Origin of the sequence: Bacillus sp. FSL R9-9834 (assembly GCF_038006905.1) — a bacterium.
In the GTDB taxonomy this organism is placed as follows: Bacteria; Bacillota; Bacilli; order Bacillales; family Bacillaceae_G; genus Bacillus_A; species Bacillus_A pacificus.
The window spans coordinates 1,612,813-1,629,913 of record NZ_JBBOWD010000001.1 but is presented as its reverse complement, the minus strand read 5'-3'; the positions used below and the strand labels follow the sequence as shown (position 1 = coordinate 1,629,913).

Genomic DNA, 17,101 nt, shown 5'->3' with positions numbered 1-17,101 from the left:
GTTACGCTTGTAACTTCCGCATAAAAGCCTTAGCGCTTTTTTTATCTGTAATCTCTTCTTCTTTCAATCGTTCTAATAGCGCAACAAAATAACTGCCATCAAACTGCAATTGATGTTTAATTGTCGCTTCTATTGCTGCGTTTACAATGCCATCAGATGCACCCGTATATCCTTGTCCGAACATAATAAACCCTTGCGCTTCCTCTGATAATTTAAATCCTTTCGTATGTAAGAATGAAAGATAATCTTCTACTGTTTGCATGATATTCCCACCTACTCAAAAATTCTCCACTTCTTATCATACATGTTTTTACACGCTATGAGAATGAAATTTATTTGACAACTTTGTAAACCAGTCGCTACTTCGCTTGCAATGGAGGATTTCCTTATAATATGGAGGAATATGTACAGTGGAACTTATTTCATATTAAAGGGGAGACACGATGAAACAAGCACTATTAATCATTGATGCACAGCAAGAATTAATGGATGGTAATGAACAAGAAAATGAAGTTTTTCGTAAAACTGAGCTATTAGCCACACTAAATACAGCCGTGCAGAAAGCAATAGATGCCAATGCCCTTATTGTTTTCGTAAGAGATATCGATGTTGCTTCTGGTAGCGGAGAAGGATTTGAAGTACATAATCAAATTCAAGTACCTCAATCTGCAATCCTTATTAATAAAGCCGCAACAAATTCATTCTATGGTACTTCTTTACTTGAACTGTTAAAAGAAGAAAAAATTAACCATATTGTTATAGGTGGATGTAAAACAGAACATTGTATCGACACCGCTGTTCGAACAGCAACTGTACAAGGCTTTGATGTTACATTAATTAAAAACGGTCATTCCACAACTGATTCTGACGTATTGTCTGCCGAGCAAATTATTGGTCATCACAATAAAACTTTACATGGGCATTATAACGTTGATCATTTTTCTATGGTGAGAGATGTCGAGGAAGATCTCTTTCAGCCAACTCATGACCAATATCGTGATTAAATGAACTAAAAAAGAATCCTTACGTGAAAAGGATTCTTTTTTAGCCAAAAATTTGCGCTGCAATACTGTATAGTTCTCCATTTCTTTTCAATAATTGATCACTATTTTTCAACATAATGGGTGGTATATTCGCCCTTTTAAAACCAGCAATCTCTAACTCTTTCAGAAAATCGTCCTTTCCTTCTGTTACATCTATTCTTAATCTCCCATTATGGCCCCTTGCTAAAGCATGTACAATTCTCATTGCCATCGCATCATTTTTAGCAACAACCGGTCCTATTATTTTATTTTCTGGTGTTTGTATGCTTAAACCGTAACCTAATACATTTTGTTCCTTGTCCTTTACAACGATACACTGTTCACTTTGCATAATTCTTTTCTTTAAAAACTCTTTTCTATTTGTTCCAAACGCATATTCATCTATTTTTATTATTTTTTCTAACTCACCCTCTTCATAATTCATCACATAATCTTCATTTCTTACACAATAATCATTCGCATTGTATGAGTTACATATGTATTTAGAAACATAACTTACTGCCCTAAATCCTAATTTTTCATATAAAGGTTTCCCTTCATCCGTAGCAATAAGCATAAATGGAGTTTGAGCTGATACGCTATTCATGCATGAATTTGTAATCATCTTTCCAATTCCTCTTCCCTTATAATCTGGATGTACAATTACCATTCCGATAGATGCCAACGCCTCCCCATATAATATTATTGCTGCGCTAGCAATAAGTTCCTTTCTCTCATTCCATACGCCGTATACAATACCTGAGTTAAAAATTGTTTCAACTTCTTCCCTGTTATAATCCCAACCAATATAAGATGATAATGCTACAATATCGCCTATTTGTTCTTCCCTAAGACGCTCCACGCTAAATTCCAATTCAATCATACTCCATCCCCTTATCTAGACATTTAAATCCATCTTCCCAATTCAACTTGTACATGTTACCCTTTATTTGTCACACACATATCCTATTTTGACCAAGACTATATTGTAAATGAGGTGACAACATGCCCATTACGAATCGATTTTCTACCACCACTAACGGCGCACTCGCTATTACAGGAAATACTTTAGGCTTAAGTAAAATTAGTAATCAAAACCGTGCTGGTACAATCGGGGCAATTGGTGCATTCGCAACTACGAATACCGCTTTACAAGTACCTACTTTTCCTGCTGGTACAACGTTAAACTATACACAAAATAGTTCTACCGCTCTTTTAAATATACCTGCCGGTAGTACAATTCTTTACGCAGAACTCGTTTGGGGTGGAAACTATTTATCTCGTGATCAAAACATTACAAGTGTTTTAGGAAACCCCGTTTCTTTTACAACACCTGTTTCAACATACTCGATTACCCCTTCATCCGTTACAGCTTCTAATCAAACATTCGTTTCTGGATCAGTCACATTTGGATTTTATACGCGTTCAGCAGATGTAACATCACTCATTCAAGCTGCGGGAAGCGGTTCTTATACGACTGGATCTGTTCCTGGACTTGTGGATCCTTTAGATGCTTCTAATGGGGCGATTAATTCAGCTGGATGGACGCTTATCGTTGCTTATCAGAACGGAACATTACCCGCAAGAAACTTAACGATTTATGTAGCAGGAAACCGTGTTTCTGCAGAAACTGGTAGTGCCGATGTATCTGTTTCAGGATTTTTAACACCTTCCGGAGGACCTGTAAGCGGGAGATTGTTTTTAAGTTCTACCGAAGGAGATGCTGATCTAACTGGGGATCAAGCTTTGTTTGGACCAAATTTCAGTTCATTAAATGCTTTATCTGGGCCAAATAATGCTGTAAATAATTTTTTCGGTTCTCAGGTCAATAATGCGGCTGGAAATTTAGATACAACCGGGACATTTGGAACACGAAATCAGAGTGCTTCTACAAGCACAAATATTTCCGCAGGTCGGCAAGGTTGGGACATTACTTCTATTGATATTTCTCCTTATTTAACAAACTCTCAAGTGTCCGCAGCAATCCGTTTAACAACTAACGGAGATGCATATATGTTAAATACAGTCGGATTACAAATTAATATAAACTCGCCTAACATACAAGCAACGAAAAGCGTAAATAAAAGTGTTGCGGCAATTGGAGACATTCTCACTTATACAGTTACTATCCCTAACACCGGGCTACTTCCTGCTAATAACGTTACTTTTACAGACATACTCCCTAACGGTACTTCCTTTATACCTGGCACTGTAACAGTGGATAATGTCCCGCAAACAAATGCAAATCCGGCCGCTGGTATATCTCTTGGAACAATTAATAATAGTGCTTCTCGTACAGTAACTTTCCAAGCAACCGTCGTTTCTCTTCCAAGTCAAAACCCTATCTCTAACACCGCTACTATCACATTTCAATATACACCAATTGCTGGAGGAACGACTTTTAACGGTCTTGCAACAAGCAACTCTGCAGGAACACAAATTAACCTCGCAGATATGAATGGAACAAAATCAGTTAACAAAATCTTTACTGACATTGGTGAAACATTAACTTATAGTATCGCCTTAACTAATATAGGAAATATCACCGCAACGAACGTTATATATACGGATCCGATTCCTAGCGGGACTACTTTCGTTCCAGGAAGTGTAACTGTTAACGGAATTACGCAAGCTGGAGCGAATCCCGCTAATGGTATATCAATTGGGTCTATCGCTGCTAATTCTACAACTACTATTTCATTCCAAGTACTCGTTCCATCTATCCCCCAAACAAACCCCATATTAAATAGTGGAACAACAACATATCAATATACTCCTATACCAAATCAACCGGCAGTAAGCGGGACTGATACGACGAATATTGTCTCCACTCAAGTGAATAATGCTACTGTAACAATGACGAAAGCAGTAGATAAAAATTTTGCAGATATTGGTGATACACTAACGTACACCGTTTCCTTTACAGGTACAGGTAATACAAGTGCAAACAATGTTATTTTTACAGATGCCATTCCTACTGGAACAACTTTTGTTCTCAACAGTTTAACAATAGACGGAACGACACAAGTAGGCGCAAATCCCGCAAACGGTGTGAATATTGGATCGATCCCAACTGGTACAACAAAAAATGTTTCATTTCAAGTAGTAGTAAATACAATACCCGCGTCAAATGTCGTATCTAATGGATCAAACGCTTCTTATCAATACATCGTCAATCCTAGCCAATCACCCGTTACAAAAAATATTTCTTCTAATCTCGTTTCCACTCAAATTAATAATGCGAATGTAACAGTAACAAAATCAACAAATAAACAATTTGCTACAATCGGCGAAACAATTAGTTATACAATCCTTATCTCAAACAGTGGAAATACAGCTGCAACGAACGTACAACTAACAGATCCACTTCCAAATGGTACAATATTGACTCCAGGTACTGTAACACTAAACGGTGTTTTGCAAAATGTAAATTCTCTCGTTGCTTTTCCTATTGGCACAATTCCCAGCGGAGCTACTTTTACACTTTCTTTCCAAGTAACTGTCATCAATATTCCCGCCCAAAATCCTATCATTAATAATGCTTTCGCTTCTTATTTATACACTGTAAATCCTGGTCTGCCACCAACTTCAAAAACCGCAAATTCTAATTCTGTTACATCAACAATTAGATTAGCAAACCTTCAAGCTACTAAATCTGTAGATAAAACGTTTGCAGAAGTTGGAGATGTATTAACCTATACCTTAGCTCTTACAAACAACGGAAATGTTACGGCAAACAATGTATTACTATCCGATTCAATAGCGAACGGTACTTCCTTTGTACCGAACAGTGTTATAGTTAACGGTACTACTCAGCCGGGCGCAACACCAGCTAGCATCAATATCGGTAACATCAATGCTAATACTACACTTACAGCTTCATTCCAAGTAGTAATCACTAGCATTCCAAACCCAAACCCGATTTCAAATAGCGCCTCCATCTCTTATAACTTTATTGTTGATCCAAATGCTTCACCTGTAAGTAAAAACACAACTTCAACTACTACATTTACGCAAGTAAACGATGCAAATGTCATTTCAGCCAAAACAGTGGATAAAGGGTTCGCTACTGTAGGGGATGTATTAACTTATACCGTCGTTTTAACGAATGCAGGAAGTGTTTCTGCTGATAGTCCTACTTTCGTAGATACAAATCCAAACGGTACTACCTTTATCCAAAACACTTTCCTTATTAATGGTGTACTCCAAAATAACGCCGATCCAAATGTCGGTGTTCCGTTACCTTCCATTCCTGCTAACGGCTCACTTACCGTCTCTTATCAAGTAACTGTCACCTCTTTACCAACACAAAACCCAACAATAAATTCATCTAGTACACAATATAGCTTTATTCTAAATCCGGGCGATCCACCAACTATAGAAACATCTTTAAGTAATACTGTAAGTACACAAATTAATTTAGCAAATGTAGTTATTGTTAAACAGGTAGATTTAACTATTGCTGATGTTGGGCAACCAATCACATATACCATTTCCCTAGCTAACCCAGGAAATACTCCAGCGAATAATGTAGTTGTTACCGATATACTCCCTTCTGGCACAACTCTCGTACCAAATAGTACTTTTATAGGCGGTGCTTTACAGCTAGGTGCAGACCCAAGTACCGGTCTTCAAGTTGGGACAATTCCTGCTGGCGGATTTACAACGATTGTTTTTCAAATAAGCGCAAGTAGTTTGCCTACACAAAATCCAATTCAAAACAGTGCTGCACTGCAATATAACTTTATTGCTGATCCAAATTTACCTGCTGTTGTGAGAAATGCTACTAGCAATATAGTAACGTCTCAAATTAACACCGCTAATATTGTTGCTACGAAACTAACAAGTACAAATTTCGCTGATGTTGGCAATGTCATAACTTATGCAACGATTTTAACGAATAACGGCAATATCCCTGCCTCCAATGTAACGTTTTCAGATATCATTCCAGCCGGTACCATCTTCCTTCCTAACACTGTAACGATTAACGGTGTCCCCCTAGCTAATACAAACCCTGCTAATGGCATTTTAATTGGTACAATAGGAGCGAATTCATCACGTACTGTTTCATTCCAAGTTTCTGTACCAACTATTCCTAGTCCAAATCCGATTACGAATCAATCGAGCACTACATTCCAATACACGTACGACGCATCCAAACCAGTTGTAACGCAGATGGTGGCGTCTAACACCGTACAGACGACTATTAATAATGCTACAATTGCCGCTGTAAAATCGGCAGATAAACAGTTTGCTAACGTAAATGATATGATTACGTACACAACTACTTTAACGAATAACGGGAACACACTTGCATCAAATGTAATTTTTACAGATGTAATTCCAAACGGAACATCATTTATTCCTAATAGTGTAACAGTAAATGGGAATACACTCCCTAATACAAATCCAGCAAGTGGGATTGCAATTGATCCAATAAACCCTAATACAAGTGCAACAATCTCATTTCAAGTAATAGTAAATTCCATTCCTAGTCCAAATCCAATCCCGAACCAAAGCAATACAGCGTACCAATATGTCATAGATCCCAACTTACCTCCAGCATCTTCCAATGCGTTAAGTAACGTAATAACAACTCAAATTAATAATGCTACAATTGTCGCTACGAAGTCAGTAAATACACCGACAGCTGCAATTGGGGATATCGTTACTTATACGATTGCAGTTACGAACACAGGAAATATTCCTGCTAGTGCTACAGTTTTAACAGATGGACTTGGTGCCGGCGCGTCCTTTATCCAAAATTCAGTAACTATCAATAATGTTCCTCAGCCAGGGTTAGATCCATCACTTGGTATTCACTTGGCAGATATTCCGCCGGGAGATACTGTATTGATTACTTTTCAAGCCCAAATTTTAGCTATACCACCTAGTGGCACATTAACAAATAATGCTCTTGTAAATTATGAGTATACCGTGAACCCAAACCAATCACCTGCTGTTGGTAGCACAATTACGAATACGACGGTTACTCCAATTATTGATGCTACTTTAGTTTTAAATAAAAATGCGAGTACAACTTTCGCTACAATTGGTGATACGATTACATTCACTTCATCTGTTACAAACACAGGAAATACTACTGCAAACAACATTGTTTTTACAGACACAATTCCAAACGGTACTACATTTATCCCAAATAGCTTTAAGATAGATGGTGTAACCGTTCCGAATGCAAATCCACAAAACGGTATCAATATCGGTAACTTGAATGCAAATGCATCAATTACACTCAGTTTTCAGGTAAACATTACAACGATTCCAAATCCTAATCCAATGCCTAACAAATCATCACTTCAATATAGCTTTATTGTAGATATAAATGAACCGCCTGTTTCACGAACAGTTCAATCCAATAAAACTTTTACACAAGTAAATACTGCTTCCGTTATCGCAACAAAAACTGCAAGCAGTGCATTTGCTGCTGTTGGAGATATAATTACGTATACGACTATCCTCACTAATAGCGGAAATACTACTGCAAACACACCTGTTTTTATCGATATATTACCACCCGAACTTTCATTCGTTCCTGATAGTGTACAAATTAACTCCAGCCCACAACTTGGATTTAGGCCAGATAGCGGAATCTCTTTAGACGCAATTCCAGTTGGAGGAACGATAACAATTAGCTTTCAAGCTATCGTTGGCTCAATACCAGCTACAAATCCAACATTGAACCAATCTAGCACAACATACTCTATCATTGTTGATCCTACCCAGCCGCCGGTGACGGAAACAGCTACAAGTAATCCAACTTTAGTGCAAATTAACGAAGCAATCATTCAAGCAACGAAAAGTGTGGATCGACTATTCTCTGACGTCGCACCTGGAAATTCCTTTTTAACGTATACTGTTTTATTAGAAAATATAGGGAACACAACTGCTACGAATATCATTTTTACAGATTCGATTCCAAACAATACAGTATTTATAGAAGATAGTGTTCGAGTAGGTGGGGTTTTATTGCCTGGGGTAAATCCAGCGAACGGGATACCAATTGGGGATATTATTGCAGGAGATTTTATAAACGTTACCTTCCGTGTGCAAGTAGTTAGCATTCCAAATCCAATTTTCACAATTGGACCTGGGGGGCCAAATTCACCGGTTGTAAACGGTGCTTCTATTGATTATCAATTTATGGCAGGACCTAATTTACCACTTGTTTCACGAAATACGACATCCAATTCTGTTTCGACACAAATAAATTCTGGGGAAATCGCACTTGTTAAATCTGTAGATAAAACTTTCGCAACAATTGGCGATACAATTTCTTATACAATTACATTAAGTAACCCTGGAAATGTCACTTCACAAAATATAATTTTCACCGATATTTTACCTAATGGAACAACATTTATATCTGGTACTCTTGTAAATGATTCTGGTACGCAGCAAATCGGAAATCCAGCTAATGGCATACAAATTGGAAATATAAACCCGAGCGGAATGGCCGTTATTACTATTAATGCACTTGTTATAAACATTCCAAGTATAAATCCAATCTCTAATTCTAGTTCTGTACAATTTCAGCATATTGTTAATCCAAGTCAACCAGTTATCACTCAAACAGCTTCATCTAATACCGTTACTACGACAATAAATAGTGCCATATTAACTACTACAAAAAGCGCTGATAAATCCATTATTTCTGTCGGTGATACGATTACGTATACAACTACGATTACAAATACAGGAAATACGACAGCAAAAAACATAACATTTACAAGCGCTATTCCAGCTAACACTACATTTATACCAAATTCAATCACAATCAATGGTGTTCAGCAACTTGGTGCACAGCCAGCTCTTGGAGTAAATATACCAAATATCGCTCCTGGTGAAACAGTAACCGTTACTTTCCAAGCAAATGTTCTTTCTGTTCCCCCTTCAAGTTCAATTATGGGTAATGACACAATTTTATATTCTTATACTGTCGATCCAAACGGAACTCCTGTTACAACTTCTACTTCAACGAATATCGTTACAAACCCTGTACTAGATGCTATGATAACGATGGTGAAATCTGTAGATCAAACACTTGTAACACTAGATGATACCATTACCTATACGACACTTTTGACAAATACCGGGAATACAAACGCTACGAATATTACGTTCACTGACCTTATTCCAGACGGCACATCATTCGTTTCTGGTAGTGTCACAATAAATGGCCTCACACAACTTGGCCTTAATCCTAATACAGGTATTACAATTGGATCAATTGCTCCTAACAGCTCAATATCTATAGCATTTCAAGTTACTGCTACTTCTACACCACCCCAAAATCCTATTGCCAATTCCGCTACTGCTTCTTACACATTTATCGCTGATCCAAATGCACCAATTGTTTCAAGAAATGTTACTTCAAACACAACATTTACTACAATTAATACAGCTACCATTCTTTCATCTAAACAAGTTGATAAAGCATTTAGCCATATCGGAGATACACTCACTTACACTGTCACTTTAACAAACAATGGAAACTCATCCGCACAAAATGTTATTTTCTCAGATACAATACCGAGCGGAACTACATTTATTACAAGCACATTTTCTATTAATGGAATTCCCCAAATTGGTGCGGATCCATCCAATGGTGTAAATGTCGGGACTATAACAGCTGGGAATACAATAACAGTTTCATTCCAAGTTACTGTAACATCATTACCAACCGAAAACCCAATTGTAAATTTCTCATCAACATCATATCAATTAGTCTCACCACCTGATCCAGAAACTTCAATTAGCAATCCTGTTTCCACACAAATTAAAGAAGCTATATTATCTATGACTAAAAACGAAAATATATCCTTTGCAGATATTGGGCAAACTGCTTTTTATACTACTTCTATTTCGAATATAGGAAATACGGATGCGACTAGTATTGTATTCACGGATGTATTACCGAGTGGACTCACATTTGTTCCTAATACATTAACCGTTGATGGTGTTTTACAACCTGACGCGAATCCGAATACTGGTGTATCGCTTGCAACACTTCCACCAAATGAAATATATAGTATCGTCTTTCAAGTTACAGTGAACAGCATTCCCCCTATTAATCCAGCACCGAATACAGCATCAACGACATATGAGTTTATTGTTGATCCTGTTAACCCTCCAGTATCGAGTTCAGCTACTTCCAACACAACGCTTCTTCAAATAAACAACGCAAATATTATAAGTACAAAAACAGCAGATCTTACCTTTGCGGATGTTGGTAATACAATAACATTTACACTTAACCTCCCTAATACCGGGAATGTGGCTGCAACTGATGTTACCGTTATCGATATACTTGATAGCAATTTAAGTTTCGTTTCAAATAGTTTCACAGTTAATGGGCAAACCATTCCAAATGCTGATTTATCTACTGGTGTAAATATCGGTTCCATTAACGGTGGTGATGCGGCAATTATCACATTCCAAGCAACTGTTACTACACTTCCAACACTGAATCCTATTTCTAATTCTGCTTCTATCACATATCATTATGTCGTTAATCCTAGCCAATCACCTATTACAACTTCTAATCAATCTAATACAACGACTACACAAATTAATAGCGCTATCCTTACTGCACAGAAAAATTCAAATGTGTCAACAGTAAATATTGGGCAAGATATTATCTACTCCGTTACCATTACAAATAGCGGAAATGTTAGTGCATCAAATGTTATTTTCACCGACCTTATTCCAGATGGAACTTCCTTTGAACCGAATAGTTTTACACTTAACGGAACTAGCATCCCAAATGCAGATATCGTTACAGGGGTTCCAATTGGTGATATCGCGCCAAACCAGTCTGTCATCGTAGCATTTCATATTAATACCAATGAAATTCCACCTATAAATCCAATTACGAATCAAGCTAGCGTTAACTTCCAGCATATCGTTAACCCTGCTAATCCACCAGTTTCAAAAAGTATTGCTTCTACTACTATTTCAACAAAAATCGAAAGCGCAATTTTAAACACAATTAAAATTGGAGATAAAGCTTTTGCGACGATTGGTGATACGATTACGTATACAACTACGATTATGAATACAGGAAATATTCCAGCTAACAACGTTGTTTTCTCAGACCCTTTACCTTCATGGGCACAATTTGTTGCAGGATCAGTTGTTGTTGACGGTACTTCATTACCATCCGCTTCTATCATTAACGGTGTTGGCATAAATACAGTCAATCCAAATCAAACTGTAACAATCATATTCCAAGTTCAAATTGTAAGCAATCCAACAACATTCACTCCTGAACTCCAAAACTTAGCATTTGTGAACTTCCAATATAACGTAGGCAATACATTACAGGCTCAGCCTGGCAACGTGGAAACGAACGTCTTTGTTACTTCTATTAATACAGCAATACTTTCAGCTATAAAAACTGCTAGTACAGCCTTTGCAAATATTGGCGACACGATCACTTATACAGTTTTAATTCAAAATAGCGGCAATACGAACGCTGCGAATGTAAATTTCTCAGACCTCATTCCAGAAGGAACTACCTTTATTGAAAATAGTTTTGCTGTAAATGGAAGTACCATTCCAGATGCAAATCCAAATAACGGAGTTAACATCGGAACCGTTAGTACGAACAGTTCCTTAATCGTTACTTTCCAAGTCATAGTTACATCTACTCCACCTTCCAACCCAATTACAAACGTTGCATCTATTCAATACGAATTCATCGTTGATCCGGCATCTCCTCCTGTTACCGGCACAATAACTTCTAATAGCGCTTCTACACAAATTAATAACGCTACTGTTACAACGCTTTTAGAAGCAAATCGAACAATCGTATCTATTGGAGATATAATTACGTACACTGCAACATTAACAAACACTGGAAACTTCCCTGCAAACTCTGTATTACTCATTAACGGAGTTCCTGAAGGAGCATTATTTATTCCAAATAGTGTTACACTCAACGGGATTTCACTTCCAGATGCAAGTCCAACTCTTGGCATTCCCGTTGGTATTGTCGCACCAGGTAATTCTGCTACTATTACGTTCCAATTTCGTGCAAGCTCTATTCCACCGCAAGGAGCAATTATAAATCAAGCACTTACAAGTTACACGTATACTGTCGATCCGAGTCAACCTCCAGTTACAGCAACCTCTTCATCTAATACGGTTAGTACAGCCGTCGTTGATGCATCGTTATCCGTAATTAAAAATACAGATTCTCTCGTACAATCTACTAACGGTACAATCACTTACACTGTCGTCATTCAAAACAACGGGAATACAACTGCAAATACGGTTACTTTAACAGATTTGGTCCCAGAAGGAACTGCATTGATTCCAAATAGCGTGACCATTAATAGTATCTCAATTCCAGGTGCCGATCCAAACGTAGGAATACCAATAAACTCCATTGCGCCGTCAGAAATCGTCACCGTCACATTCCAAGTTATCGTTCAATCTATTCCAACCGCGAATCCAATTTCTAATATAGCCCGTATTGACTATACTTTTATCGCCGATCCAAACGCTCCTATCATCTCTCGAACAATTGCGTCTAATCCAGCTTTCACACAAATTTCGGATGCGAATGTCCTTTCTTTAAAAGCAGTTAATGCACAACAAGCAACAACAGGTGACATTTTGACCTATACGATAACACTAGAGAATACCGGAAATATTCCAGCTACAAATCTCATATTTTCAGATACTATTTCAGAAGGGACTACATTCATAGAAAATAGTTTTACACTTAACGGAACAGCTATACTTGGTGCAAATCCAAACGCAGGGGTTACTTTACCTAACCTAGCAGCAAACGCTACTCACCTTATTTCGTTCCAAGTTCTTATTAACGATCCATTCTCGCAACAATCGATTACAAATCAATCTAATACAACATATACAATTCAACCAGATCCAGAGCAACCGCCTATTAAGGAAACATCTACTAGTAATATCGTCATTACAAATTTCGTGCAAGCACAATTGACAATTACAAAAACATCCAATCCAACAACTGTAGATATTGGCGGAACGATCCTTTATATTTCTGAAGTGAAAAATCTCGGCAATGTTGACGCAATAAATATTATTTTTACAGATTCTATTCCAGCTGGGACTACATTCGTTACCGACAGCGTCACAATTAACGGTGTACTTCAGCCAGGTGTAAACCCTGAAAACGGAATAGCAATTGGAACGATTCAAGCTAACAGTTCCAAAACAATACTATTTCAAGTACAAACAAATAATCCACCTACTGAAACCGAAATTGTAAATCAATCTTCAGCAACGTACCAATATGTAAGTATTCCTGCAGCTCCCCCAGTGAATCGTTCTGTAACTTCTAATATCGTTACAACATCGCTTCAAAATGCAAATATTATTTCTGTTAAACAGGCGAACGTTACTTTCGTATCTATCGGGCAAAATATTACCTACACAAATACACTACAAAATATCGGAACGGTTCCGGCTAACAATACAGTGTTCATTGACAATATTCCAGAAGGTACGATATTCATTAAAGATAGCTTATCAATAAATAATGTGATTCAGCCTGGTGCGAATCCTGAAATTGGCATAACGCTTGACACGATACAACCAAATGAAACAGTCACTATTTCATTCCAAGTACAACTTACAAGTATACCTCCTGACAACACAGTCATTAACATTTCAGACACTTCGTATGAATATCAAATTGAGCCTAGTTCCCCTATTATTCAGCGTAGATCGTTATCAAATGCAGTAAATACTGAAGTCCGTACAGCAAATGTTATTGCAATTAAATCCGCTAACAGATCTATTACACGCATCGGTCAAATCATCACATATACAGTCGCGGTTACAAACACTGGTACAGTACCTATTACAAATACTCTCCTAATTGACGCAATTGCTGCTGGCACTACATTCGTTCCAAATAGCATTCTTGTAGATGGCATACCAAGACCTAACGAAAATCCAATTACCGGTATCACCCTTAATATTATCCTTCCAAACAATACAATTATCGTTACATTCCAAGTAAATGTAGTCTCTATACCTTCTCAAAATAACATGAATAATATCGCCGTCATCCACTATGAGTATGAGCCAGATCCAAGCTTACCACCAATTTCAGAAACGGCATTTTCCAATACTACCAATATACAATTTATTGATGTAATTCTTACCGCTACAAAATCCGCTAATACAGTATTAGCTAATATCGATGAAACCGTTGCATATACAGTCTTTATTCAAAATAACGGATCCACTACAACTAACTCCATCTTTTTTACAGATACGATAGAAGATGGAACAGTATTTATTCCGGGAAGTGTAATAGTTAACAATACTGTGCTTCCTGCAGCAGATCCGAATATCGGCTTTTCCATTCCTAATATCGCATCAGGTCAAATGGCTACAATAACCTTCCAAGTTTCCGTTACGAATTTACCTGATGTAAATCCAACACCTAATACTGCAAACATCATCTACGACTTTGTTTTCACCCCTGATTTTGCACCAATTCAAAAATCGACTACTTCCAACACTACTTTTGTTCAAATTAATGATGCTGATATCGTTTCACTTAAAACTGTTGATTTAACTTCTGTAGCGATTGGTGACATTTTAACTTATACAACAACTTTAACGAATACAGGGAATACAGATGCCACTGCGGTTGTATTTACAGACAACATTCCTGGTGGAACTACCTTTATTGACGGTAGCGTTTTAATAAATAATATTCCGCAACTTAACGCCAATCCAAGTACCGGTATACTTGTAGGAACGATTGCTCCTAACATTTCTATCTCAGTCACATTTTCTGTTACCGTCATAGCTCTTCCAGCTACCGGCCATGTTCAAAATCAATCAACTTCTCGTTATACAATTAACGTGGAAGAACAAATATCGACTAGCAATATTACCTTCACTGAAGTTATTTCCGCTAATGTAATTGCGACAAAAACAACACCTATCCAATATGCTGACTTACAAACTATCATCCCTTATACAATTTCCATCATAAATAACGGAAATATACAAGTCGAAAACATTATTGCTACAGATATTATCCCGGCAGATACGAGCTTTATAGAGAATAGTGTTATCGTGAACGGCAACGCTCGGCCAAATGACAACCCTCTTCACGGTATACAAATTGATACCATTCCACCTAATACGACAGCAACTATTCTATTCCAAGTACGTGTTACTTCGATCCCACAAACAAATCCAATTTCTAACACGAGTACAATTGAATTTCAATACACGTTACCAGATCGACCACCTATTACAGAAACTATTATTTCATCAGCTGCCGTAACAGAAATTAATCACGCGACTTTAAATAGTAATAAAGCTGTTGACCTGGCATTTGCAACGGTTGGTGATACGTTAACGTATACGATTACACTCAATCAAACTGGTAATGTTGCAGCAAATGATGTAGTCATTCAAGATATAATTCCTCAAGGTACTACGTTTATAGAAAATAGCGTTATTGTAAACGGAAAAACGCTTCCGGGAGTTAATCCAGTAAGCGGTATACCAATTGACACTATAATTGTTGGTGGAGATGCTATCGCTTCATTCCAAGTTTCTGTGACTTCTATCCCAACACCAAATGAACTCAACAACAATGCAATTACTACCTTTAACTATACCGTCAATCCAAATAACGCACCTGTTACAAATACAACCACAACAAATACTGTCACAACGACTGTCCAAAATGATAATGTCATTGCCATAAAAGCTGTTGATTTCACGAGTGCCTTACCTGATCAAACTTTAACGTACACCATTACTATTACTAATAGTGGTAATATCACTATTGAAGATCTTCTTTTAGTAGACACAGCACCAGTAGATACGACATTCGTTATTGGTAGTGTTACAATTAACGGAATCAATCAACCTAATACGAATCCTGAAAATGGTATTACGTTAGGAACTCTTGCTCCTAGTGAATCTGTTATTATTACGTTCCAAATAACAATATCTTCTTCTACTCTTCAACCTACAATTAATAATGATGCTTCTGTTTCCTATACCGTTATCATCGATCCAACAAAACCACCTATTACAATTACAAAACAAACAAATACCGTTACAACGACAGTCATTGATCCGATGGTTCGTATTGAAAAAACAGCTGACAAATCTATTGTCGTTATTGGAGATATAATTACATTCACATTAGCGGTATTTAATCACTCCCCAATTCCGACAATCAATACTTCTGTTATAGACACTATTCCGGCTGGTACAACATTTATAGAAAATAGCGTAACAATTAACGGTACTCCGGTACCAACTGTCCGTCCAGACACTGGTATGAATATCGGCGCTTTACCTGCAGGCTCAGTAGCAACGATAACATTTCAAGTGCTCGTAACTTCTATTCCTTCAAAAAATACAATTATAAATTCTGCAACAGTTACAGCCGCTTTCCAATTGACACCACAGGATCCGATTATTACTTTCGTTGTTAATTCGAATATCGTTCGTATACCAGTTCAATTTGTAACTGCGACAGTCACGAAAAACGCTTCCGTCAGCTCTGCTTATTTAAATCAATATTTTGATTACACGGTGCGTATTACGAATACTTCGGAGATTTCACTCTTAAATATTTCTTTACAGGATACTATTCCAGCAGGTTTACAATTTATAAACGGCACTGTCTCCATTAACGGTGAACACTCTCCACTAGCGAATCCGAATATCGGTTTCCTAGTCGCTACTAATTTAGAACCAAACGAAACAATTATTGTATTATTCACAGTACAAGTAATAAGTCCACCTGTTACTAATGAATTTAAAAATACGACTACTATTTCGTTACAACTTCAAGTCTCGCCTACGGACCCACCAATTACAGTATCTGTTATAAGTAACGAAAACATCGTCACCTTTGTTCCAGAAAATCCAGATGAAACACTTCCAAATTTGAATTGCTTCTTTGACGGTGAACGCTTCATACGGATTACTCCTCGAAATGTACGAAATTACTTTTGGGCTTGGATTTGGTGGAAGTAATACAAAAGAAAAAGCTTGTAGTTTGGATAGTCTCTAAACTA

4 protein-coding genes are annotated in these 17,101 nt (G+C 37.3%); 2 read left to right on the top strand and 2 right to left on the bottom strand.

Annotated features, from left to right (window positions below):
- Nucleotide 1 precedes the first annotated feature (1 nt).
- Complete coding sequence (locus MKY00_RS08520) at nucleotides 2-262, bottom strand: DUF6123 family protein (protein ID WP_001195212.1); 261 nt, start codon at nucleotides 260-262, stop codon at nucleotides 2-4.
- A gap of 181 nt (nucleotides 263-443) precedes the next feature.
- Here MKY00_RS08520 and MKY00_RS08515 point away from each other — a divergent pair, with 181 nt between their 5' ends.
- A complete protein-coding gene (locus MKY00_RS08515; RefSeq protein WP_016717042.1) occupies nucleotides 444-1,004 on the top strand; it encodes a cysteine hydrolase family protein in 561 nt (186 codons plus the stop codon).
- A 40-nt stretch (nucleotides 1,005-1,044) separates the two neighbouring features.
- Here the strand turns inward: MKY00_RS08515 and MKY00_RS08510 are convergent, their stop codons facing one another.
- Nucleotides 1,045-1,905: a GNAT family N-acetyltransferase gene (locus MKY00_RS08510; protein WP_016717041.1), complete on the bottom strand. Its 861-nt coding sequence runs from the start codon at nucleotides 1,903-1,905 to the stop codon at nucleotides 1,045-1,047.
- 122 nt (nucleotides 1,906-2,027) lie between these two features.
- On the opposite strand from MKY00_RS08510, the gene MKY00_RS08505 reads away from it, so the two are divergent.
- Nucleotides 2,028-17,060, top strand: coding sequence for a DUF7507 domain-containing protein (locus MKY00_RS08505; protein ID WP_341034769.1), 15,033 nt, complete (start codon nucleotides 2,028-2,030; stop codon nucleotides 17,058-17,060).
- The last annotated feature ends 41 nt before the right edge of the window (nucleotides 17,061-17,101 follow it).